Source organism: Peteryoungia rhizophila (assembly GCF_004912145.1).
GTDB lineage: Bacteria > Pseudomonadota > Alphaproteobacteria > Rhizobiales > Rhizobiaceae > Allorhizobium > Allorhizobium rhizophilum.
The window spans coordinates 1-20,173 of record NZ_STGT01000006.1 but is presented as its reverse complement, the minus strand read 5'-3'; the positions used below and the strand labels follow the sequence as shown (position 1 = coordinate 20,173).

The 20,173-nt window shown below is 61.0% G+C and carries 19 protein-coding genes, 1 tRNA gene and 1 pseudogene; 6 read left to right on the top strand and 15 right to left on the bottom strand.

The features are described 5' to 3' along the window. Window positions 1-27: 27 nt before the first annotated feature. Both E9677_RS21325 and E9677_RS21320 read left to right on the top strand, forming a co-directional pair. On the top strand, window positions 28-249 hold the full coding sequence (locus tag E9677_RS21325) for a DUF1289 domain-containing protein (RefSeq protein WP_112243197.1): 222 nt from the start codon (window positions 28-30) through the stop codon (window positions 247-249). Beyond that, a complete protein-coding gene (locus tag E9677_RS21320; protein WP_168801304.1) occupies window positions 246-947 on the top strand; it encodes a retropepsin-like aspartic protease family protein in 702 nt (233 codons plus the stop codon). The genes E9677_RS21325 and E9677_RS21320 overlap by 4 nt, the downstream gene beginning before the upstream one ends. 7 nt (window positions 948-954) lie before the next feature. Here the strand turns inward: E9677_RS21320 and E9677_RS21315 are convergent, their stop codons facing one another. The 8 genes from E9677_RS21315 to E9677_RS21280 all read right to left on the bottom strand — a co-directional run bounded on the left by E9677_RS21315 (window position 955) and on the right by E9677_RS21280 (window position 9,082). Next, window positions 955-1,716 (bottom strand): ABC transporter permease, encoded by a 762-nt coding sequence (locus tag E9677_RS21315; RefSeq protein ID WP_136560076.1) that lies wholly within the window; start codon window positions 1,714-1,716, stop codon window positions 955-957. Beyond that, window positions 1,713-2,639: an ABC transporter ATP-binding protein gene (locus E9677_RS21310; protein ID WP_136560075.1), complete on the bottom strand. Its 927-nt coding sequence runs from the start codon at window positions 2,637-2,639 to the stop codon at window positions 1,713-1,715. Before E9677_RS21310 ends, E9677_RS21315 begins: the two co-directional genes overlap by 4 nt. Window positions 2,640-2,718: 79 nt before the next feature. Beyond that, a complete protein-coding gene (locus E9677_RS21305; RefSeq protein WP_136560074.1) occupies window positions 2,719-4,002 on the bottom strand; it encodes a response regulator in 1,284 nt (427 codons plus the stop codon). Between the two features lie 124 nt (window positions 4,003-4,126). Further along, window positions 4,127-4,951, bottom strand: coding sequence for a response regulator (locus E9677_RS21300; protein ID WP_136560073.1), 825 nt, complete (start codon window positions 4,949-4,951; stop codon window positions 4,127-4,129). A gap of 154 nt (window positions 4,952-5,105) precedes the next feature. Beyond that, entirely contained in the window at window positions 5,106-5,378 is a 273-nt protein-coding gene (locus E9677_RS21295) for a hypothetical protein (protein WP_408014765.1), read from the bottom strand. Between the two features lie 108 nt (window positions 5,379-5,486). Beyond that, window positions 5,487-8,003, bottom strand: coding sequence for a mechanosensitive ion channel family protein (locus E9677_RS21290; RefSeq protein ID WP_235883062.1), 2,517 nt, complete (start codon window positions 8,001-8,003; stop codon window positions 5,487-5,489). A 208-nt stretch (window positions 8,004-8,211) separates the two neighbouring features. Continuing rightward, window positions 8,212-8,730, bottom strand: a complete 519-nt coding sequence (gene hutX / locus E9677_RS21285; protein ID WP_136560071.1) for a heme utilization cystosolic carrier protein HutX — start codon at window positions 8,728-8,730, stop codon at window positions 8,212-8,214. 7 nt (window positions 8,731-8,737) lie between these two features. Continuing rightward, window positions 8,738-9,082 carry an antibiotic biosynthesis monooxygenase family protein gene (locus E9677_RS21280; RefSeq protein ID WP_136560070.1) on the bottom strand — a complete coding sequence of 115 codons (345 nt, stop codon included), beginning with the start codon at window positions 9,080-9,082 and terminating at the stop codon, window positions 8,738-8,740. Window positions 9,083-9,320: 238 nt separating this feature from the next. On the opposite strand from E9677_RS21280, the gene E9677_RS21275 reads away from it, so the two are divergent. From E9677_RS21275 to E9677_RS21265, 3 genes and pseudogenes are all read left to right on the top strand, one after another. Continuing rightward, window positions 9,321-10,208 (top strand): heme/hemin ABC transporter substrate-binding protein, encoded by an 888-nt coding sequence (locus E9677_RS21275; protein WP_235883061.1) that lies wholly within the window; start codon window positions 9,321-9,323, stop codon window positions 10,206-10,208. A 20-nt stretch (window positions 10,209-10,228) separates the two neighbouring features. Next, window positions 10,229-11,299 carry a FecCD family ABC transporter permease gene (locus E9677_RS21270; protein WP_408014770.1) on the top strand — a complete coding sequence of 357 codons (1,071 nt, stop codon included), beginning with the start codon at window positions 10,229-10,231 and terminating at the stop codon, window positions 11,297-11,299. A 23-nt stretch (window positions 11,300-11,322) separates the two neighbouring features. Then, window positions 11,323-12,090: pseudogene (locus tag E9677_RS21265) on the top strand (heme ABC transporter ATP-binding protein); the annotation flags it as partial. 321 nt (window positions 12,091-12,411) lie between these two features. Here the strand turns inward: E9677_RS21265 and E9677_RS21260 are convergent. The 5 genes from E9677_RS21260 to E9677_RS21240 all read right to left on the bottom strand — a co-directional run bounded on the left by E9677_RS21260 (window position 12,412) and on the right by E9677_RS21240 (window position 16,796). Beyond that, window positions 12,412-12,487 (bottom strand) — tRNA-Lys (locus E9677_RS21260). A 149-nt stretch (window positions 12,488-12,636) separates the two neighbouring features. Next, complete coding sequence (locus E9677_RS21255) at window positions 12,637-13,557, bottom strand: PhzF family phenazine biosynthesis protein (RefSeq protein ID WP_136560067.1); 921 nt, start codon at window positions 13,555-13,557, stop codon at window positions 12,637-12,639. Between the two features lie 76 nt (window positions 13,558-13,633). Continuing rightward, on the bottom strand, window positions 13,634-14,371 hold the full coding sequence (locus tag E9677_RS21250; protein WP_136560066.1) for an NUDIX hydrolase: 738 nt from the start codon (window positions 14,369-14,371) through the stop codon (window positions 13,634-13,636). Continuing rightward, on the bottom strand, window positions 14,368-15,477 hold the full coding sequence (locus E9677_RS21245; RefSeq protein WP_136560065.1) for an endonuclease/exonuclease/phosphatase family protein: 1,110 nt from the start codon (window positions 15,475-15,477) through the stop codon (window positions 14,368-14,370). Before E9677_RS21245 ends, E9677_RS21250 begins: the two co-directional genes overlap by 4 nt. 95 nt (window positions 15,478-15,572) lie before the next feature. Beyond that, complete coding sequence (locus tag E9677_RS21240; RefSeq protein WP_136560064.1) at window positions 15,573-16,796, bottom strand: aminotransferase-like domain-containing protein; 1,224 nt, start codon at window positions 16,794-16,796, stop codon at window positions 15,573-15,575. Between the two features lie 199 nt (window positions 16,797-16,995). On the opposite strand from E9677_RS21240, the gene E9677_RS21235 reads away from it, so the two are divergent. Next, window positions 16,996-18,189, top strand: a complete 1,194-nt coding sequence (locus E9677_RS21235; protein ID WP_168801291.1) for a GGDEF domain-containing protein — start codon at window positions 16,996-16,998, stop codon at window positions 18,187-18,189. 77 nt (window positions 18,190-18,266) lie between these two features. Here E9677_RS21235 and ilvC read toward each other — a convergent pair whose 3' ends face one another. Together ilvC and E9677_RS21225 are read right to left on the bottom strand one after the other, a co-directional pair. Further along, a complete protein-coding gene (ilvC, locus tag E9677_RS21230) occupies window positions 18,267-19,286 on the bottom strand; it encodes a ketol-acid reductoisomerase (RefSeq protein ID WP_054151077.1) in 1,020 nt (339 codons plus the stop codon). A 24-nt stretch (window positions 19,287-19,310) separates the two neighbouring features. After that, window positions 19,311-19,997 carry a TetR/AcrR family transcriptional regulator gene (locus E9677_RS21225; RefSeq protein ID WP_136560313.1) on the bottom strand — a complete coding sequence of 229 codons (687 nt, stop codon included), beginning with the start codon at window positions 19,995-19,997 and terminating at the stop codon, window positions 19,311-19,313. Between the last annotated feature and the right edge of the window lie 176 nt (window positions 19,998-20,173).

Below are 20,173 nucleotides of genomic sequence, written 5' to 3'. Positions count from 1 at the left end.
TATAGAAGCGAAACCAAAGGGCTCGCGATGGAATCTCCCTGCATTCTCATCTGTTCGATCGATGACAAGACCGGCTTATGCTTCGGCTGCGGACGCACGCGGGACGAGATCGGGTTGTGGACGACCTATACCAGCCTCGAGCGCCGAACCATCATGGCCGAACTTCCCGCCCGCCTTGAAAACGTCGAGCGGAAACCGCGCCGCGAGACGCGCCGTACCCGCATGGTGCGCGAGCGCGAGGGCGGCTGATGCGGTTTGTTATCGGCCTTGCTATTCTCGCCATCGGTCTTGCCATCCTCGTCGTCAATCATGACAGCGGGCAGAGTTTCGGCGTCGACAACGAAGACTTCGGCCGAATGGTCGTGGCGCTTCCGATCCTGCTGATGATCTCCGCCGGTATCGTGCTCGGCCGGCGCAATCTCGGCCAGAGCCTACGGCAGATGGCGATCTGGGTCTTGATCGCGCTCGCCCTCGTCACCGGCTACCTCTATCGTGGCGACTTCCAAAGCATCGGCGAACGGGTTCTCGCCGGCCTGATGCCGGGGCGCGCGGTCAGCGTGACGACCGCAGACGGTCGTTCGGAAGTGGTGCTTCACAAGACCCTCGGCGGACATTTCGAAACATCCGTCGGCATGGGTCCGGTCTCGGTTCCCGTGCTCATCGACACCGGGGCGAGTTCGGTGGCTCTCCGCTACGAGGACGCCATGCGCATGGGCATCGATCCCGGCGACCTCAGCTTCACGCGCACCGTGCTGACGGCCAACGGGCGCGCGTCCGCGGCCCCTTTGCGCATCCCGGAAATCAGGCTCGGATCGATCGTGCGCACCAATGTAGAAGCCGTCGTCCTGGAAGAAGGCCTGCTCGACCAGAGCCTTCTCGGCATGAGCTTCCTATCGACGCTGAGTTCGATGCAGATGCAGACGGACGAACTCAGGTTGCGCGACTGACCGTCGCTCAGGGCCGAAGCTTGTATCCGGTCTTGAAGATCCAGACGAGGAAACCGAGGCAGGCGACCAAAAAGCCTCCGATCATGGCCACGCTGATCAAGGGGTGCACGTCCGAGACCTCGAAGAAGCTCCAGCGGAAGCCACTCACGAGATAGAGAACCGGATTGAGATGGCTGACGGCCCGCCAGAAAGGCGGCAGCATGTCGATGGAGTAGAATGTACCACCGAGGAAGGTAAGCGGCGGCACAACGAGCGACGGCACGAGGTTCAGCTGCTCGAAATTCTTCGCCAGGATGCCGATGATGAAGCCGGCAAGGCTGAAGGTGATCGCTGTGAGCACCATGAAAAGCAGCATCAGCACTGGATGGGCGATATGCAGATCCACGAAGAACATCGCGGTGAACAGGATGATGATGCCGATCATCATACCCTTCGTCGCCGCAGCGCCGACATAACCGATCAGGATTTCGCTCATGGCGATAGGTGCCGACAGGATCTCGTAGATGGTCCCGGTGAATTTCGGGAAATAGATGCCGACCGATCCGTTCGAAATGCATTGCGTGATCAGTGCCAGCATGATCAGTCCGGGCGTGATGAAGCCGCCATAGGAGACGCCCCCCACTTCCTGCATGCGCGATCCGACCGCTGCGCCAAAGACGATGAAATAGAGTGCGGTGGACAGGACCGGCGAAATCACGCTCTGCAACAGGGTGCGGCGGGTCCTTGCCATTTCGTAGAAATAAATGGACTTGATCGCTTCGGTATTCATGCGGCCTCTCCGATCAGCGAGACGAAGATATCTTCGAGGGAAGTCTGGCGGGTCGACACGTCTTCGAACCGCAGGTTGGCTGAATCGATCGCCAGCAGAAGCCTTGCAATCTCGCCGTCTCCACTTCCCAGGTCGTAGTCGTAGACCAGTTCCTTGCCGCCCTCGCCGAGCGTCAGTGAATAACTATCGAGGCTCTTCGGAATGGCGTCGATCGGCTCGAGCAGTTCGATTGTCAGCTGCTTGCGCCCGAGCTTGCGCATCAGGGCGTTCTTTTCCTCGACGAGCAGCAGCTTGCCCCTGTTGATGATACCGACCCGGTCGGCGATCCCCTGCGCCTCTTCGATGTAATGGGTGGTCAGGATGATCGTGACGCCGGTCTTGCGCAAGCGCTCGACAAGCTGCCACATGTCCTTGCGCAGCGCGACGTCAACGCCGGCCGTCGGCTCGTCGAGGAACAGGATGCGTGGCTGGTGCGACAGCGCCTTGGCGATCAGCACCCGCCGTTTCATGCCGCCCGAAAGCTCGCGCAGCGTGTTGTCGCGCTTCTCGAAGAGGCTGAGATCCTTCAGGACCTGATCGATATAGGCAGGATCGGGCTTCTTGCCGTGAAGGCCGCGCGAAAAGCTCACAGTGTTGAAGACGGTCTCGAACATGTCGGTGGTGAGTTCCTGCGGCACCAGACCGATCTCGCCCCGCGTCTTGCGAAACTCGGTCACCACATCGTGGCCGGAGACTGTCACTTGCCCGCCGCTTGGATTGGTGATGCCGCAGATGATCGAAATCAGCGTCGTCTTTCCGGCGCCGTTCGGACCAAGAAGCGCGAGGATCTCGCCCTCTTCTATGTCGAAACTGACATTGTCCAGGGCCGTGAACCCGTTGGAATAGGTCTTGGAGAGGGAATTTATGGAGATAATGGGGGCCATGAGGGCACTCCGGTCTGCGGAAGGTCGCCCACATATAGGCACCCAGCTTCGGCGCGACCAGTGCCCGATTGCAGACGAATCAGGACAACATGGTTTCCGAGTAGACCCTGTTACGACCATAACTCTTGGCGAGGTAAAGCAGCTGGTCGGCGGCGGCGAGATAATTGCTGAAACTTTCGCGTCCGGCGATCTCGGCGAGCCCGATCGAGATCGTAACGTTCAAGTCCTGATCGTCCAACGCGACACGCAGGGATTCGATCTCCTCCCGCAGGGTTTCGCAGAGTGCCGAACCGGCTTCGACATCGAGCCCCAGCATCAGCACGCTGAATTCCTCGCCGCCGAGCCGCGCCAGGAGATGTCCGCTTCCCTCCAGCCTGCGGGCGAGCTTCGTGCCGACCGCCTGGAGCACGCGATCGCCGATCTCGTGACCATAGGTGTCATTCAGTTTCTTGAAATGGTCGATGTCGAGCATGGCGATGCAGCAGGGCTCTCCCCGCTCCAGCCGACCAGCGACCTGTGCCGGCCCCGCGTCGAAGAAATAGCGCCGGTTTGGCAAACCCGTCAGATAGTCACTGAAGGCCGCGACACGCAGCTGCCGGAGTTGTGTCAGCGTCTCGATATTGTGCTGGATCCGGCATTGCAGTTCTTCGATGACATAGGGCCGGTAGACGAAATCATTGGCACCGGCCTTGAGGAAACTCGCCGACAGAAGCCGATCGGCCGACGACGAGATACCGATGATGCGGAGCCGGTCGCTGTTGTGCTCGCGTCGAATCCGCCGTGTGAGCTCGTAACCGTCCATGTCGGGCATATGATAGTCGGTGATCACCAACTCGATATGCGGCTGGCGCGCGAGGATATCCATCGCCTGGTAACCTGTTGACGCTTCGTAGACCTGGAATTTCTGCACCCGCAGAAGGTCTGCCAGCATGGTGCGGGCAGACGGCAGGTCATCGACCACGAGCACGCCGACATCGCGATTTCCGAGAAGCCGGACGACCGAGGAAATGACCAGGTCGATCGCATTCTCATTGTTCTTGACGTGATAGTCGGCGACCCCCTTCTGCAGCAGCCGCTCGCGGAGGTCCCGATCGAAATCGGCGGTGAAGACCACGGCCGGAATACGCTCGGCGATCACGGAATCGAGCACTTCGCCATTCGAGGCACCCGGCAGGTTGAGATCGACGACCGCCACGTCGAAAGTCTGGCCGCCCTGCATGACCTCCCTGAAGACGTCTGCGGAGGCACACTGGGTTACCTGGCAGAAGAAATCATTCTCGAGTTTGTGGCGCATGATCGAGGACAAAGATCGCGAGTCCTCGATAATCAGAATCCGCCCCTGCTCGGCCCGACTGCGCTGCATCGACGGCTCGCGCGCATAAATCTGCTCAGGAAAATACATAAATTACCTGCCATTCTACCAAGATCGCTTAATAAGCGATCTCCCCCAATAGCAGGACTGTAGCGACGTTGATTATAAGTCGCACCTATTTTTTGCGGGCTTGCGCAGCTTTAATCTGCACCAGCGTGTCGAGATTCTGGTTGACGCGGCAGTAGAACTCTTCGTCGATGAAGGGGCGCAACATGAAATCATTGCCGCCAACCTTCAAGAAACGCGCCGACAAGAGACGGTTCGTCGAAGATGAAACGCCGATGATGCGCAGTTCATGGGATCCGCGCACCGAACGAATGCGCCGTGTTAGCTCGAAACCGTCGATGTCGGGCATGTTGTAGTCGGTGACCACGAGGCCGATGTCCGGATTGGCCTTCAGAATTTCGATCGCCTTCGCGCCGCTGTCTGCAAGGCTCACTCGGAAATTGTAGCGGCGCAAACGGCTCGACAGCAGCGCACGCGCCGTCGGGCTGTCATCGACGATGAGCACATGATGGCGATGATTGGTCAGGAACCGGTAGACTGATTCCGCGAGCATCTCGACCGCGAAGACATTGTCCTTGAGGATATAGTCGACGATGTCCTTCGCCAGCAGCTTCTCGCGCATCTCGTCCTGGAAGGTGCCGGTGAAGACGACGGTCGGGATGTTGCAGTCGATCAGATATTCGAGCGCTTCGCCGTTTTCGGCACCCGGGAGATTGATGTTCGAGATCGCGAGCTTAACCGGTTCGTCCGACAGCTCGTTGGCCATTTGCAGATCTTCGAAGGTTCTGCAGATTTCGATGTCGACGCCCATCAGTTCCTTGAGGCGCTGACTGATCATCTGGGTGAAGACGTTGGAGTCCTCTCCGAGAACGATCCGAACATCGGGAAAGGTTTCTCCCGAATACTGCATTCCAGATACGCCGAGAACTGCCATGACTTGCCTTCTGTGTGACCTGTTCGATAACAAGACACCTATCAAAGGCCCTTTGCGGAAGCGTTAATTGAGCAACTGTCGCCACGCCTGGACAAAGTCATAGTTAAGCATTTCGGAATATCGGGGTATAAGGAACGATCTCTCCTTGAATCGATCACTTGATCGTAGCGACCCCGTCCTTGATTTCGACCGTTTCACCGCCAGCCAGACCGATCCGGTCGCCATTGGGCAGCGTCAGGAAACAGCCAGATGCGCAGATCGTATCCGACCCGCCGGCATCCAGCGCAACCTCCGTCTTGTTGCCATCCTCGACGACGACGAGAACAACGGCCGAGGACCCTACATTTTGGATCGAGGCGGCGAGCCCCGGTCCGGCGACTAGCACGCTACCCATTACGACAACCAGCTGCGCATAGAACTGCTTCATGCCCACAGCGGAACCGAAGGCTCCGTCCTCTCATAGGCGGTCGGCTATCCCGATCGCTCCTGCCCCTCTTGTGCCGCATTGTGCCTGAATGGCGGCTGAATGCGACGTTCATGGCAGGAGTTTGTCATCATCCGGCGCCGGAAACAATTCCTCCTGACCATCGGACGGAATATCCGCTGTGCGAGAGCCGCGCCGTAGCAATGCGTCGCGGTCGCGATCCTGGATATGCAGCATGACCTCCTGATGCGCAAAGGGCATGACGATGTCGCGGGCGCGGAACCGGCGCAGAATTTCGATACGCACCTCGTTTCGCACGCGCAAACCCTCGCCGAAATCCGCAAGATGAAAGCGGAGTTCGAAATCGAGCGAGGATGCCCCAAAGCGCTGGAACTCGACATGCGGCTCCGGATTGCGTAGAACGTCATCGCGCTCGGTGACGATTTCGAGCAGCAGGTCGATCACCTCTTGCGGATCCGAGTCGTAGGCCACGCTAACCGGCACCTCGGAGCGCTGGACCCGATTGCGATGGGTCCAGTTTCCGAGCGGTGCGTTGATCAGTTCCGAGTTTGGCACGATGATCGACTGGCGGCGGAACGTCTCGATCTCGGTCGCGCGCACCGAGATGCGCTTGACGATGCCTTCGTTGACACCGGTGATGACGAAGTCACCGACCTTGAACGGCCGCTCGACCAGGAGAATGAGGCCTGAGACGAAGTTCGACACGATGTTCTGCAAACCGAAACCGATGCCGAGCGAAAGAGCACCGGCGACCAGGGCCAGGCTGGAAAGGTCAATGCCGGCCGCGGAAATGCCGATGATCCCGGCGATGGCGGTACCTAGATAACCAACACCCGTCTTGACCGAGTTGCGCACGCCACCATCGACATGTGAGCGCGCCATGACATTTCCGTCCAGCCACTTCTGGAACCAGCGCGTCATGACAAGACCACACGCGAAGAGCAGCACACCGCCGAGAATTCCAAAGATCGAGATGCGGATCGTGCCGACATTGATCTCGGTGAAGAGATTGAACAGCCACAGCTGCAGGTCGCGCGGCTGGAAACCCCAGGACATGAGGATGAGAGGCACGCCGGTAATCAGCGCGAACACATAGATGAATAGGCCAGCCGCAATCCCGCTCTGATCGAGCCCGACGGCGGAGAGGCGGAAGCGGCGGCCGATGAACTGGCCCACACGCGTTTCACCGAACTGATTGGGCGCGGAGATCGCCTTGCCGGTCAAGACGCCGATATACATGGTCGCCACGACCGCGCCGGTCAGCACGATCTGGGTCGCAAGGAAACGGGCGAGCCCGACATAACCGATGCTGGCAGCCAGTATAAGGATTGCGCCGATCAGCCGCAGCGTGATCGACACCGCCCGTGGCCATGGTCGCCCCCGCGCCGAGGGATCGCCGCTGAGCGCAAGGACCGGCCTCAGAAATGAAACGACGAGCAGCAGGAAACCGACGACGAGCGAAGAAGTGAAGCTCTTCATCACAGTCAGCACGACCGGCGAACTGTAGGTCTCGCTGATCACCGAAAGTACGTAGTCCACCCCGTTTACCAGGGCCATGAGGAAGATCGCGATGCTGAGGTCGCGCGCCCCCTTGTTGGAGAGCCGGACCAGCCGCCAATTGGGCGCCGCCGGTGCCAGCACCGCTCGCGAGATCGCCGTGATGAAGAAGACGAGGCCGATCAGCCCGAAGATGGACGCCACGATCGGTGAGATGTCGGACCTGAGCACATTGAACGTATCGAGCAGGAAGTAGGTCGAGGACAGAAAGAAGCTGAGCGCCAATGACGGCAGGATTGTCGAGAAGAATGCCACCGAGAAGCGGCTGAGATAGGACGGGTCTTCGATCGACGTGTCCCGACGGTTAATCCGGCCGAACAGGCGGTATTCGAGGAAGAGGATGAGAGACGCGAGCGCCATCGACAGAAGCACGGCGATCGCCAGCGGCAGCGCCTTGAACTTGAAGACGAAGGTCAACCAGCTGGTGATGCTGCGCTGAACGCGCGTCGCGTCTGCGGAAAAGGATTGAAACGCCTCCTCAACAACGCTTCCATTGATCTCGGTATGCTCGAACAAACGGCTGGTGAAAAGGGCGCGTCGGATGTTGGAAATCCGGTCGGCAAGCGCCTTCGCCTCGATGGAGAGGTCCTCCGTCTGGCCGGTCAAAGCATTGACTTCGGCACGGGCGGCATTGAGGCGAGCACGCTCCTCCGTGACACTCGGACTTTCTGGAGGCTGCCCCTCTGCCGGCGGCTCGCCCAATTCGGTCAATCGCGCCTGGATGTCGTCGATGCGCGGCCGCAGATCGACCGAGATTGCCAGCGCGTCGCGCACGAGGGCATCGACCTTGACCTTCACATCAGCCAGAAGGCCGTCTTCCTCGGGATTTTTCTCGACCTGCGCCCGAAGCGCGGAGAGACGCGACCGCTCTTCTTCGATGCGACGCTCGGCCGCGACGATCTGTTCGTCGCGCGGCGGTGCTGCGACCTGTGGAGCAGCTTGCACGGTTGGAGCGGCTGAGGGCTGCACAGGCTGTACGGACGTCGCGTCTGGCGATGCAGGTGTCTCCGGTGCAGAGGCAGCCGGTGCGGGATTGCTGTCCTGCGCCATGACGAACTGCGCAGAAAAAATGGGCGAGGAACCCGGGGCGAGCAAAAAGAGCGCCACGACGAGGGAAAACGAACGGAATAGGATCAAGACGGGGTCCAGTCGGTGGATGAATTCGACGGAACAATAGATCCAGTTAAAGGCAAAAGAAAGAACGGGTTAAAGGCCATGATCGCCGGTCGAAGCCGACCGGCGGCCATGATGGAATTGCTCAGACGATCGCCTGGCGCAGCGCTTCGAAGCGCGACACCTGGTCTTCCAGAAGATTGCGCTCCTTGTCGCGACGAACGAAGACCTTGAACATGGCCCTGCCGTCGGCATTCATGAACCATACGGAACACGAACGACGTCCGTGGAAGCCGCGATCCACGAAGGCGATCGAAACGCAGCGCTCCTTGCGGATATGCCCGCCGATCGGGCTGTCGCCATGAATGTTGAACCAGCCATGGCCTTCACTGCCTTCCGGCAGGCTGCCCTCGACTTCGAGCACGATGTCTTCAGTGTGCACGATCATCAGGATCTCGCCCCAGGAGGTGAGATCCTTCCAGATCGGCTCCCAGCCCTCCGACGGCACCAGGATGGCCGCACCCTCGGGAAGGATGGCGAGGACTTCGGCCGGCGTGACATCGGCCTTCGCCGCGATCTGCTCGATCACGCCATCAGGTTTTTCGGCCAGCGCAGCGAGCGCCCGCTGGCACCTTTCGTCAGTCGTCTGGGTCAGCGTATCCATCTCGCCCTCACGCAGCTTCGGACGCGGAGCGCTTGCCAGAGCGGTCTTCGTGGATGATCACGTCGAAGCCTTCGAAATGCGGGCCCGAGAGATACTGGACCTTGCTTTCGCCGGCACGCGCATGGGCGGCGCGGAACTGCTCCGACTTCGTCCAGGCGACGAATTGGGCATGGCTCTCCCACACGGTGTGCGATGCATACAGCGTATGGTCTTCGGCTTTGGGGCCCTTCAGCATGTGAAACTCGATATAGCCGGGCATTTCGGCCAGACGGCCTTCACGCGCCTTCCACTGGTTCTCGAAGGCTTCTTCGAAGCCCGGGACGACGCGAAAACGGTTCATGGCGATGTACATGGGTCTGTATCCCTCTCTGCAAGATGCTGATCAGTCGAGGTCGTGCACGTATGCGGACAGCAGCTTACTGCGAAATCCACCGCGGTGGAACGACCACGCTCTGTTGCCTTCCTATTTAAACTTGTGTATCGCAGTCAAGTTAAATGTCGGGGCCTATTCCCGGCATGACAGTCTCATCATTGGCGATCGGAAGGAGGCGAATGGCCGGCCTGCTGTCGCCCGGATCAAAGGTTTGTACGTGTCATTTTTGTCCCTTCGTTCCTCGCGCCGCCAGGTGCTTTCCGCCACTGCCACCCTCGCCCTTAGCCTGTCCCTGCTCGATCCCTCGACGCTTGTCGCCAAGGATGCGGAGCGCATCGTCGCGATCGGCGGCACGGTCACGGAAATCATCTATGCGCTGGGTGAAGGCGACCGTGTGGTGGCCGTCGACACGACGAGCCTTTACCCCCAGGAAGCCACGTCCAAGCCGAATATCGGCTACGTCCGGCAGATCTCCGCTGAAGGCGTTCTTTCACAGAAGCCGGATCTGATCATCGCAGAATCAGGCGCCGGCCCGGTCGATTCCATCAATATTCTCAAAGCGAGCGGCCTATCCTTCGTCAGCATTCCCTCGCCACCCGAGACCTCGGCCATCCCCGACAAGATCCGTGCCGTGGGGGCAGCCATCGGACGGACGGATAAGGCCGAGGAACTGGCCAAGTCGGTCGAAATGAGCCTTGAGGCGATCAAAGCCAAGGCGCAGGCGGCCTCAGGTCCGAAGAAGAAGGTGCTGTTCGCGCTCTCGCTTGCCAATGGCCGCGTGATGGCGGCCGGCAGCCAGAGTTCAGCCGACGCGATGATCCGCCTCGCTGGCGGCGAGAATGCGGTGGCAACCATCTCCGGCTACAAGCCGCTTACCGATGAGGCCGTGATCGCAGCCGCCCCTGATGTCGTACTTGTGATGAGCGGAGGAGCCCAGCACCTGACGGCAGAGAAGGCCTTCGAACTGCCGGCGCTGGCAGCCACACCCGCCGGCCGCAACAAGGCCTTCCTGACAATGGACGGTCTCTACCTGCTCGGCCTCGGGCCGCGCGCCGCAGACGCTGCACGAGACCTCAACGCCCTGCTCTATCCGGAGGCGCAGTAACCGTGAACACACTGGCCCTGATGTCGTCCATTGGCAGACGCGATGGAGACCGCTCCGGTCTCGGCATCCTGGTCATCGGCCTGCTGACCTTTCTTCTCTCCGCCGCCATCGTGGTTTCGATCGTGGTCGGCCCGACGGGTGTCGGGCTCCCGCATCTCATCGACTACCTGACCGGTAACGGCGCATCGCTCGACCAGCAGAACTTGATCATCCTGGAGGCGGTCCGCCTGCCGAGAACCGGCATGGGCCTGCTGATCGGCGCGGCGCTGGGCGTCTCCGGCGCGATGATGCAGGGCCTCTTTCGCAACCCGCTCGCCGATCCCGGCATTGTCGGCGTAACCTCAGGCGCGGCGCTCGCGGCCGTCATCGCCATCGTTCTCGGGCCGACCCTGTTGTTTCCGCTGCAGGCTTTCTTCGGCGGACAGTTCCTGCCGCTGATGGCTTTCCTCGGCGGCCTCGGCAATACCCTTCTTCTCTACGCGATCGCCACACGCAACGGCCAGACCTCGACGACGGCCCTGATCCTCTCGGGCATCGCGATTGCCGCAATGACGGGTGCGGCGACGGGCCTGCTGATTTTCATCGCGGACGACCGGGCACTGCGCGACATCACCTTCTGGTCGCTGGGCTCGCTGAGTGGTGCTACGACAGCCAAGATCGGGGCGATCCTGCCTTTTGTCCTCTTCGTGCTGGCCATCATACCCTTCGTCGCCCGCGGCCTGGATGCCCTTATTCTCGGCGATGCGGCTGCCTTCCATATGGGAGTGCCCGTGCAACGGTTGAAGCGTATGACGATCCTCGCGGTTGCCGCCGCCTGTGGCGCGACAGTTGCCGCTGCCGGCTCGATCGGTTTCATCGGCATCGTCGTCCCGCATCTGCTCAGGCTCGCAATCGGCCCGGCCCATCGTTTTCTGCTGCCGGCTTCGGCCCTTGGCGGAGCAGCCCTCCTACTTCTCGCCGATACGGTGGCGCGCACGATCGCGGCCCCGGCAGAACTGCCGATCGGCATCATCACGGCAATCCTCGGAGCGCCGGTTTTTCTCATGCTGCTGCTTGGCAAACAGGGACGCCAGGCCATGGAGGGGTTGTGATGATCCGTGCGCACGACGTCACCATCCGCCGTGGCGGACGCAATCTCGTCGAAAAGGTCAGTTTGCAGCTGGAGGCTGGCAAATTCACAGTCGTCATCGGACCGAATGGGGCAGGAAAGTCGACACTGCTCAAGGCTTTGTCCGGCGAACTGCGTCCGGATGGCGGTGAGGTGTTTTACACAGATCGCAAGATCGCATCACTCAGCCCGCTGGACCTCGCCAGTGAGCGGGCCGTCCTTCCGCAATCCACCGCCCTCTCCTTCCCCTTCACCGCGCTGGAAGTGGTGCGTATGGGCGCGGTCGCACATGGAAGCTGTGATCCCAACTTGTCGGCACGTCAGGCCCTGGTGCGCGTTGGCCTCGCCGGCTTCGAGGGTCGCAGTTATAACGCCCTGTCCGGCGGCGAGCAGCAGCGCGTGCAACTCGCACGCGTGCTCGCCCAGATGCCGGAACCGCACATAGACGGCCGCCCCCGCGCGATCTTTCTCGACGAGCCAACCGCGAGCCTCGATATCGGCCACCAGATCTCGGTGCTGGAACTCGCGCGTGACTTTGCGAGGCGCGGCGGCGTGGTGCTCGCGATCCTCCACGATCTCAACCTGGCCGCAGAATTCGCCGACCATCTGGCGATCCTTCACCACGGCCGGCTGGTGCGCGAGGGAAGCCCGAAGGACACGATCGACGACGAGACCATTGCCCATGTCTACGGTATCGCGGGCACGGTCGGGCGGCTGCCGGCAGCCGCGATCCCGTATGTCCTGCCCCAGGCACGGCTCGGTACGACACGCTGAGCCGGCTATCGGAGTTGTCCACAGTTATCCACAGGGCATCACAGTCGATTTGGCACGCAATTCCGATACAGAGCAGGAACACTGGCGACTGGTGAGGGGAACGTTTGCCGAACGCGGCCGTTCGGCAGGTCGTCGGCAGGGTCCTATCGTCGGTCGATAATTCCCTTGCTCGGCTAACTCTCTTGAAACCCTGTGACAGGCGTCGAACTTGCGACGAGATATGTCGACCTAAAATGACGCGCCGAGCGCACAGCAACACCACTCGGTGAGGCTGAACCTAAGCTAGCCTGATTTTCCATCATATTGATTTCCAGGAGAATTTGGTGGGTGATGTAGGGCTCGAACCTACGACCCGCTGATTAAGAGTCAGCTGCTCTACCAACTGAGCTAATCACCCGCCTGCGCCGCTTTCCGGTGCCGACGCCGCCGTTTCCGGTGGCGTGACCGGGCGTATAAACAGGATCATGCACCTTGTCTAGCGCCACCGCCAAAAATCTTGGCCCTTTGGTCAAAAAAATTTCAAAAACTGGAAATTGTCTTTTATTTTCAAAGGTCCAGAATTCCCGTCGCCAGACGAACAGCCTGCCCGCCGATCCGCGCGCGAGAAATGCCGCCATCCTTCACCTCGACCTGCAGATGGATGTAGGAGGGGCGTCCCATCTCTACCCCCTGCTCGATCATCATCGGGTGGTGCCCATCCGGTAATCCGTCGAAATGATGGATCGCTCCAGAAAGTGCTGCGACCGCCGAGCCCGTGGCCGGATCCTCTGATATGCCCATGTCGGGAGAAAACATCCGCGCATGGAACTTGGCGGCATGATGCACGCCACCGCGACAGTAGACGTAAGCCGATGTGAGCCGTCCCTCGCTCAGGGGCGCAACCCGTTCCCAGAGTTGCGGATCGAAGTCGACACTTTCCATGGAAGCCACGTCATGCAGCGGCACCAGCAAGAATGGGACACCGGCACTCCAGACCATCGGCAGATGGTTTTCGAAGCCGATGGCGCTGGCCTTGACCGAAAGCGCGTCGGCAAGCCCCTGGCGGTCCAGCTGATGCTGCGGATGACTGACCGACATGCGTGGCAGATCGAATTCGGCGAAACTCGCCTCTCCGGGACGCACACGCACGGCGCAACGAACCGGCCCCACCGTCTCCTCCAGCACCGATACGATATCCATGCTGGCCGCATCGCCATGATAGGTCCGTTCCGCGAGCGCAATGGCTGAACCAACCGTCGGGTGACCGGCAAAGGGAAGCTCGCGACCGGGTGTGAAGATACGAATGCGAGCCGTATGGGATGCATGATCCGCCGGCAGGATGAAGACCGTCTCCGAGAGGTTCATCTCGGCGGCGATCGCCTGCATGGCCTGATCGGAAAGGCCTGCGCCATCGAAGATGACCGCAAGCGGATTGCCTGCCAGTTTGCGGTCGGTAAACACGTCGTAGATGGCATAGTCTCTCGCCACGGGCCGTTCTCCGTTGAAGGTCACGCTCGCGGCACACACTGCCCGAGGCGGCACGGCAAGGCAAGTCGAGGAGGGATCAGCCCCTGTCGCGGAAATACCAGGCGAGAATCGGCAGCATGGCCAGCCCGTATCGATGCGCCCCAGGATCACCGCTCCGGATCGCGACCGCCCGTGATATCTCCGGCTCGGCGCAATCGCGCGCAAAGGTGTCGATCCTCGCAACGAGGTCGTCGGCAGTCTCGGAAAACTCGAAAACCCTCAGAAGCGTCAGCCGCCTCGACCGATAGCTGGCGTAAAGAACCGGATCAGCCCTTGCAGCGCCCAGGTCGAGCCCGGTCTCCTCCATCACCTCGCGCCGCATATTGCCCTCGATGTCGCAACGCCCGTCGACAACATCGGAAAGATCGAGCGAACCGGCGGCGAAATAGACCTGGCCCGGATTGGCGGTATGCGGCGCCATCTCAACTGCGATCAGGGCGCCGTCGGACGAGACGATGACGGGATAGCCGAACAGGTGGCAGGCGCCAGCCAGCCCCGCCTGCCGCCGCCACCAAAGAAAAGTGGCGAATCTCGATACATGGCCCTCGGCCGTCAGATGCCCGTCAGAGTAGCGGATCTGTCGCTGCAGGATGGTCCGGCCATTGAAAAGAGCGGGGTTGGCCGCAATCTCCCGCTGCCAGTTTTCCGCCACGGCCTCGGCCGCCAGGAGATCCAGCGGATGAGGCTCTGAAGAGACGAGCAAATCGAGGGAGTGCACGACATGCAGGCTGCCATCGGCCGGCAGACCGACGTCATCGATCAAGTCCTCGCTCATGGCAGGTGCAGCGTGATGGCGACGGGGCAATGATCGGAGGCCTTTGGCCGATCCCAGCCGATCCGCGGGTAGCGCTCGACCTCCTGCCCCGGTGGAAAGGGTGTGCGAAATGGCTGACCGTTGCGGATCACCTCGGGCATGGCTGTCGGATTGGCCACAGCGAGCCCGCTGGACAGCCAGATGTAGTCGAGCTGGCAAAGATGCTGCTCTTCCGGTCCGCGCGCATGATAGAGCGTCCAGCGGTCGAGCGGATCCCGCCGCCGCATGGCGTTCTCCGCAAAGCCGTCATGCGAGAAGACGTCGAGCGCGCTCGGCAGGTCCGACTGTACGATATAGTCATAACCATGGCGGCGGTCACCGATGACATCGACCTTTTCCTGATAATCGTTCATGTCCCCGCAGATGACGAAGTTGCGCTGGCTCGCATGGTCGCGGCCGAAACGGTTCTCAATGATATGGCGCACGGCCTTCGCCTCGGCCTCGCGTATCGGCATGGTCGAGGTCCGCCCGTCGACGCCGTCGCGACCATTGGTCATCGATTTGAAATGCACGACGTAGACGGTCAGCGGTCGTCCGCCGATACGCAGGTCGAGCTCCAGGCAGTCCCGCTTGAAGATTTTGTCGTCGGGACGGACATTGGGCCCGAGGCCCGGATGGTAAAGCCCGAGATCGTGATAGGTGAGCGCTGCATGGCTGGTGACGTCGCGCAATTCGATACGCTGCCCGTTGCGCGTCTCCTCGCGCATCAGCACCGCGACATCGATGCCGCGGCTGTCATTTCCCTCGACAAGGTATTTCTGCCGATAGCCCGAGCCGACCATGCGAAACAGATAGCCGTATTCGAAGGCCTTGAGCGCCTCCATGTTGTCGACCTCCTGCAGGCAGAGGATGTCGGCCGCAGTGTCGGCGATCGCGAGCGCCGAGAGCTGTCGCGTATCGTCAGTGGACGAGATGACCCTTGCCGCCTCAAGCCGCTGGTAGTCGGCTTCCGACTTGATGTCGAACAGCTTCATCACCCGGTCCGATCTCAACTGGTTGCGGAAACCGGTGAAATCGAAACGGGCGATCAGGTTCTCGATGTTGAAGGTCGCGATGCGAATGGACATGAACACCCATGACATTGTGCTTCGAGGCATGTGGATCGGGCGCACTGAACCACGCCCTCTCCGCCTCCGCAACCACACGTGACGGTTCTGGCCGGTCAGGCCGCTTGAAGCAGCGTGCTTCCCACGAGCCGTCCGAGCCGCTTTATCCCCTCCTCGATCATAGCTTCGCTCGCGCAGGAGAAGGAGAGCCGGATCGTGTTGGTGCCCGACCGATCTGCAAAGAAGGCCTGTCCGGGCACAAAGGCCACCTTTTCCGTTTCGACCGAACGCGCCAGGAGTTCAGCACCGTCCATCCCCGCCGGCAGGGTCACCCAGACGAACATGCCGCCTTCAGGCCGGGTCCATTGCGTACCGGCAGGCATGTGTCTCTCGAGGGCTGACAGCATGGCATTTCGACGCGCGACATAGGCTGCCCTGATTTTCGCGATCTGCGCGGGGAAATGTTTCCGTGCGACTTCGGCCACGACCATCTGGTTGATGGTGGAGGAATGCAGATCGGCCGCCTGCTTCATCAGGACCAGCTTACGGATCACGGGTTTGGCGGCAACCACGTAACCGACACGCAGGCCAGGGGCCAGCGTCTTGGAAAAGCTGCCGCAATAGATCGTCCGGCAGGCATCGATGCCGCCGCTACGGGCAATATCGAGCGAAAGGATCGGCGGGATGGCCTCGCCGTCATAGCGCAGATGCTGATAGGCCGCGTCCTCGATGACGGGAATATCGAGTTCGTCGGCCATGGCAAGCACGCGCTCGCGCTCCTCCAGGCTGACCGTCTGCCCGGTCGGATTGGCAAAGTCCGTCGAGAGATAGGCAAACTTGACCGCACTCCCCTGCTCCTCGGCCGCGGCACGGTAGCTCTCGGGTGTGCGATTGCCGAGACCGAGCTGGTCATAGGTCGGTTCATAGGCATTGAAGGCCTGCAGTGCGCCGAGATAGGTCGGCCATGTGACGAGCGCGGTGTCGCCGGGTGAAATGAACAGCTTGCCGAGATAATCGAGCGCCTGCTGGGATCCCGACGTGATGAAGATGTTGTCGACGTCACAGGCGATACCGAGCCGGCCCATCTCCTCCGTCAGCCATGTGCGAAGCGGAAGATAGCCTTCCGACACCGAATATTGCAGCGCCGCGCCCGCCCGACCATCCGAAAACAGCTCGGCATAGGCCTGGGCGAACTCCGCCTGCGGAAAGAGCGCCGGATCGGGGATCCCCCCGGCAAACGATATGATGTCCGGCTTGTCGAGCAGCTTCAGCAATTCGCGGATTTCGGATGCGCGCATGCGTGACGAACGCGTGGCGAAGACGTGGTCCCAATTCAGCATCGGCGTTTCCTCGAGGCTTGTTGTTATGGCGCCAGGAGAGCACGAAAACCCTGATAGGTCAACAATACTGACCTATCAGGGTTTTTCTTGGTCTCAGAAATTTAGCATTTGCAAACCATGTTGGATTTGTTCGAGAGTTCGCTCTGCAACCAACCGACGGCTCCCCTATACTTCTTCGGGATTCTCAAGGACTGAAGTCTTGCTGCTGCAAAAACTTACCCTCCCAATCCTCGGTGCCGACGACGAGACGGATCCCCCTTGGGACTATCTCGCGATCCTCTACAGCATCGTCCCTCATCTGATTGCCGCCGTCGCGATTCTGTCGGCTTCGGTTCTGCCCTATGCCGAGGGGCAAACGACCAAGGTTGGGATTGTCACGGTGATCCTCGTCATGCAAGTCGGGCTCAGGGCATGGGGCGACTACGCCTATCGCCGACGCGCAGCCCACGAACCGCTGAAGCTGTGGGTGGACCGGTTCGTCCCACTGTCCCTCGTCTCCGGCCTGGCCTGGGGCACCGCACTTGCGATCCTCTACACGGGCGGCAGTCCCGACACGCAGGTAGTCGTGCTCGCCGTCGGCTGCGGCATCGTCCAGTCGAGTGCGGCCCGCGCCTATCTGGCCCCCCGCTCGACGCTGATGGTCATCGTGATCGTGACGGCCATCGTCAACGCGGCCGCTATCAGCGAGGGCAACTGGATCATGGTTCCGATCTGTGCTGCCTATGTCGGCTTCCTCGCGAGCTACATGGTCCGGCTGATTGCCATGGACGAGAAACGCATCGCGGCCGAAAGGAAAACACGGGTCCTGGTCAAGGCGCTGGCCGAGAGCAATGCAAAGCTGATCCAGGCGAACGAACAATTGCACCGCCATGCACGCACCGATGCCCTGACGGGACTGGAGAACCGACGCGGCTTCGATCATGAACTGCATCGCCGTCTCCTCCTGATGCGCGAAACCGGTCGGCCACTGGCCCTCTTGCTGATCGACGTCGATCACTTCAAGCGCTTCAACGACGCCAACGGGCATCAGGCCGGCGATGAGTGTCTGCGGACCATCGCCCAGCTTCTGGCTGGCCTGGTCACCCCGTCCGATGACATTGCCGCAAGATACGGCGGCGAGGAGTTTGCCATCATTCTCCAGGACGACGAGGCCATCCAAGCAGAGACATTCGCGGAAGAACTGCGGGAGAGCGTCGCATGCCTTTCGCTCCCGACGCGTAACGGTAACGCGAGCACATTGACGGTGAGCATCGGCGTGGCAATCGCAGAGCCGTCCGATGACGATCGCACTCTGATCGCCCGTGCCGACCATCGCCTGTACGAGGCCAAGGCTGCCGGTCGCGATCGCGTATGCGCATCTGACCGGGCAGAACATCTCGCCGGCTCCCGCTGAAGGAAGCCCTGCCGACTGAAAGAGAAAAAGCCGGGAAGGTTGCCCTTCCCGGCTTTCGTTTCGTCTCTAAGATGAGATCAGTTGCGGGCCTTGTCGACCAGCTGGTTCTTGGCGATCCACGGCATCATGCCACGCAGCTTTGCGCCGACTTCTTCGATCTGGTGGCTGTCGTTCATGCGGCGGATACCCTTGAAGCGGGCAGCACCGGCACGGTATTCCTGCATCCAGTCCGAGGTAAACTTGCCGGTCTGGATGTCGTGCAGGACGCGCTTCATTTCAGCCTTGGTTTCAGCCGTGATGATGCGCGGACCGGTGACGTATTCGCCCCACTCGGCCGTGTTCGAGATCGAGTAGTTCATGTTGGCGATACCGCCTTCATAGATCAGGTCGACGATCAGCTTCACTTCGTGCAGGCACTCGAAATAGGCCATTTCAGGCGCGTAGCCGCCTTCGACCAGCGTCTCGAAGCCGGCGCGGATCAGTTCGACCAGACCGCCGCAGAGAACGACCTGTTCGCCGAAGAGGTCGGTTTCGCACTCTTCCTTGAACGAGGTTTCGATAATGCCCGAACGGCCGCCACCAACGCCACAGGCGTAGGACAGAGCGAGTTCAAGGGCGTTGCCCGAACCGTTGTGGTGGATGGCGACGAGGCAGGGAACGCCGCCGCCCTTCTGGTATTCGCCGCGAACCGTGTGGCCGGGGCCCTTCGGAGCGATCATGACGACGTCGACGGTCGACTTCGGCTCGATCAGGCCGAAGTGAACGTTGAGGCCGTGGGCGAAAGCAATCGCTGCGCCGTCGCGGATGTTCGGTGCGATGTCGGCCTTGTAGATGTCGGCCTGGAGTTCGTCCGGGGTCGCCATCATCATCAGGTCGGCCCATGCAGCAGCTTCGGCGACCGTCATGACCTTGAGACCGTCGGCCTCGGCCTTCTTGATGGTCGGCGAACCCGCCTTCAGGGCAACGACGAGGTTCTGTGCGCCCGAATCCTTCAGGTTCAGCGCATGCGCGCGGCCCTGCGAACCGTAGCCAATGATGGCAACCTTCTTGGACTTGATCAGGTTCAAGTCCGCATCACGATCGTAATAGACGCGCATTGTAGTGTCCTTCCCTATGCTGTGTCAGTTGTGGTGGATGTTGTTGGTCGGCGAGCCGGAACGGGATGCCCCGTCGAGGCCCGCCAATACGCGGTCGGTGCCGTAAAGGGCGAGGAAGGCGGAAACTGCCTTTGTCGCCCTGGCGCCGAATTTGTGGGTCTGTGGCGCCTCACCAAGCAGCATGCGCACATGCAGGTCACTGACGATGAGGCCGTAAAGCGTGCGATAGGCGTCTTCGCCGTCACCGAAGCGCAAGAGACCGTCGCGCTGGCCGGCGTCGAGCAGCGCCCTCGCCCGGCGATCGATCTGCCGTCGGCCACGCTCGAGAAGCAGGGTCCCGAGCTTGGAGCCGTCGCGGCTCGACTGGCCGATGGCGAGCCGATTGAGAGCAAGCGACACATCGCCGGCCAGAACTTCGAGCAGGTCGCGTGCGAAAACGTCGAGATGCTCCGTAAGCGTGGCCACCGTCAGGCGCTCGCCCGGCCGCTCAAAGGTGCGAACCTTGCTCGCCTGATAGGAAATCATCGCGGACAGCAGGCCGTCTCGGTCGCCGAACCACTTGTAGAGGCTTTCCTTGGAGCAATTGGCAGCGCGTGCCAGACCGGCTGTCGTGACGGCCTTGTCGCCGCCCTCCACGAGCAGACGCAGGGCCTCGGCCAGAACCGCATTCTGGCGTGGCGTGAATTCCGAGGTCTGATTGTCGATCGACATGGCCGGCTCCTGGTACCGTACGGTACGGTTCGCCATTCTTATGTCCGTCGGCACGCAGGAGGTCAAGAGCCTATTGAAGAAAATAGTGGCACCTGCCTGCGTCACGAGTCTGCTTTTTGAGCAGTCCGTGTCAATCGGACACCGCCTGAAAGTGCCTCCACCACCCCTGCCAAAGC

Coding starts and splice junctions, on each gene's coding strand:
- E9677_RS21325 (WP_112243197.1), top strand. CDS start 28: ATGGAATCTCCCTGCATTCTCATCTGTTCGATCGATGACAAGACCGGC.
- E9677_RS21315 (WP_136560076.1), bottom strand. CDS start 1,716: ATGAATACCGAAGCGATCAAGTCCATTTATTTCTACGAAATGGCAAGG.
- E9677_RS21310 (WP_136560075.1), bottom strand. CDS start 2,639: ATGGCCCCCATTATCTCCATAAATTCCCTCTCCAAGACCTATTCCAAC.
- E9677_RS21305 (WP_136560074.1), bottom strand. CDS start 4,002: ATGCAGCGCAGTCGGGCCGAGCAGGGGCGGATTCTGATTATCGAGGAC.
- E9677_RS21300 (WP_136560073.1), bottom strand. CDS start 4,951: ATGGCAGTTCTCGGCGTATCTGGAATGCAGTATTCGGGAGAAACCTTT.
- E9677_RS21295 (WP_408014765.1), bottom strand. CDS start 5,378: ATGAAGCAGTTCTATGCGCAGCTGGTTGTCGTAATGGGTAGCGTGCTA.
- E9677_RS21290 (WP_235883062.1), bottom strand. CDS start 8,003: ATGGCGCAGGACAGCAATCCCGCACCGGCTGCCTCTGCACCGGAGACA.
- hutX (WP_136560071.1), bottom strand. CDS start 8,730: ATGGATACGCTGACCCAGACGACTGACGAAAGGTGCCAGCGGGCGCTC.
- E9677_RS21280 (WP_136560070.1), bottom strand. CDS start 9,082: ATGTACATCGCCATGAACCGTTTTCGCGTCGTCCCGGGCTTCGAAGAA.
- E9677_RS21270 (WP_408014770.1), top strand. CDS start 10,229: ATGTCGTCCATTGGCAGACGCGATGGAGACCGCTCCGGTCTCGGCATC.
- E9677_RS21250 (WP_136560066.1), bottom strand. CDS start 14,371: ATGAGCGAGGACTTGATCGATGACGTCGGTCTGCCGGCCGATGGCAGC.
- E9677_RS21245 (WP_136560065.1), bottom strand. CDS start 15,477: ATGTCCATTCGCATCGCGACCTTCAACATCGAGAACCTGATCGCCCGT.
- E9677_RS21240 (WP_136560064.1), bottom strand. CDS start 16,796: ATGCTGAATTGGGACCACGTCTTCGCCACGCGTTCGTCACGCATGCGC.
- ilvC (WP_054151077.1), bottom strand. CDS start 19,286: ATGCGCGTCTATTACGATCGTGATGCGGACTTGAACCTGATCAAGTCC.
- E9677_RS21225 (WP_136560313.1), bottom strand. CDS start 19,997: ATGTCGATCGACAATCAGACCTCGGAATTCACGCCACGCCAGAATGCG.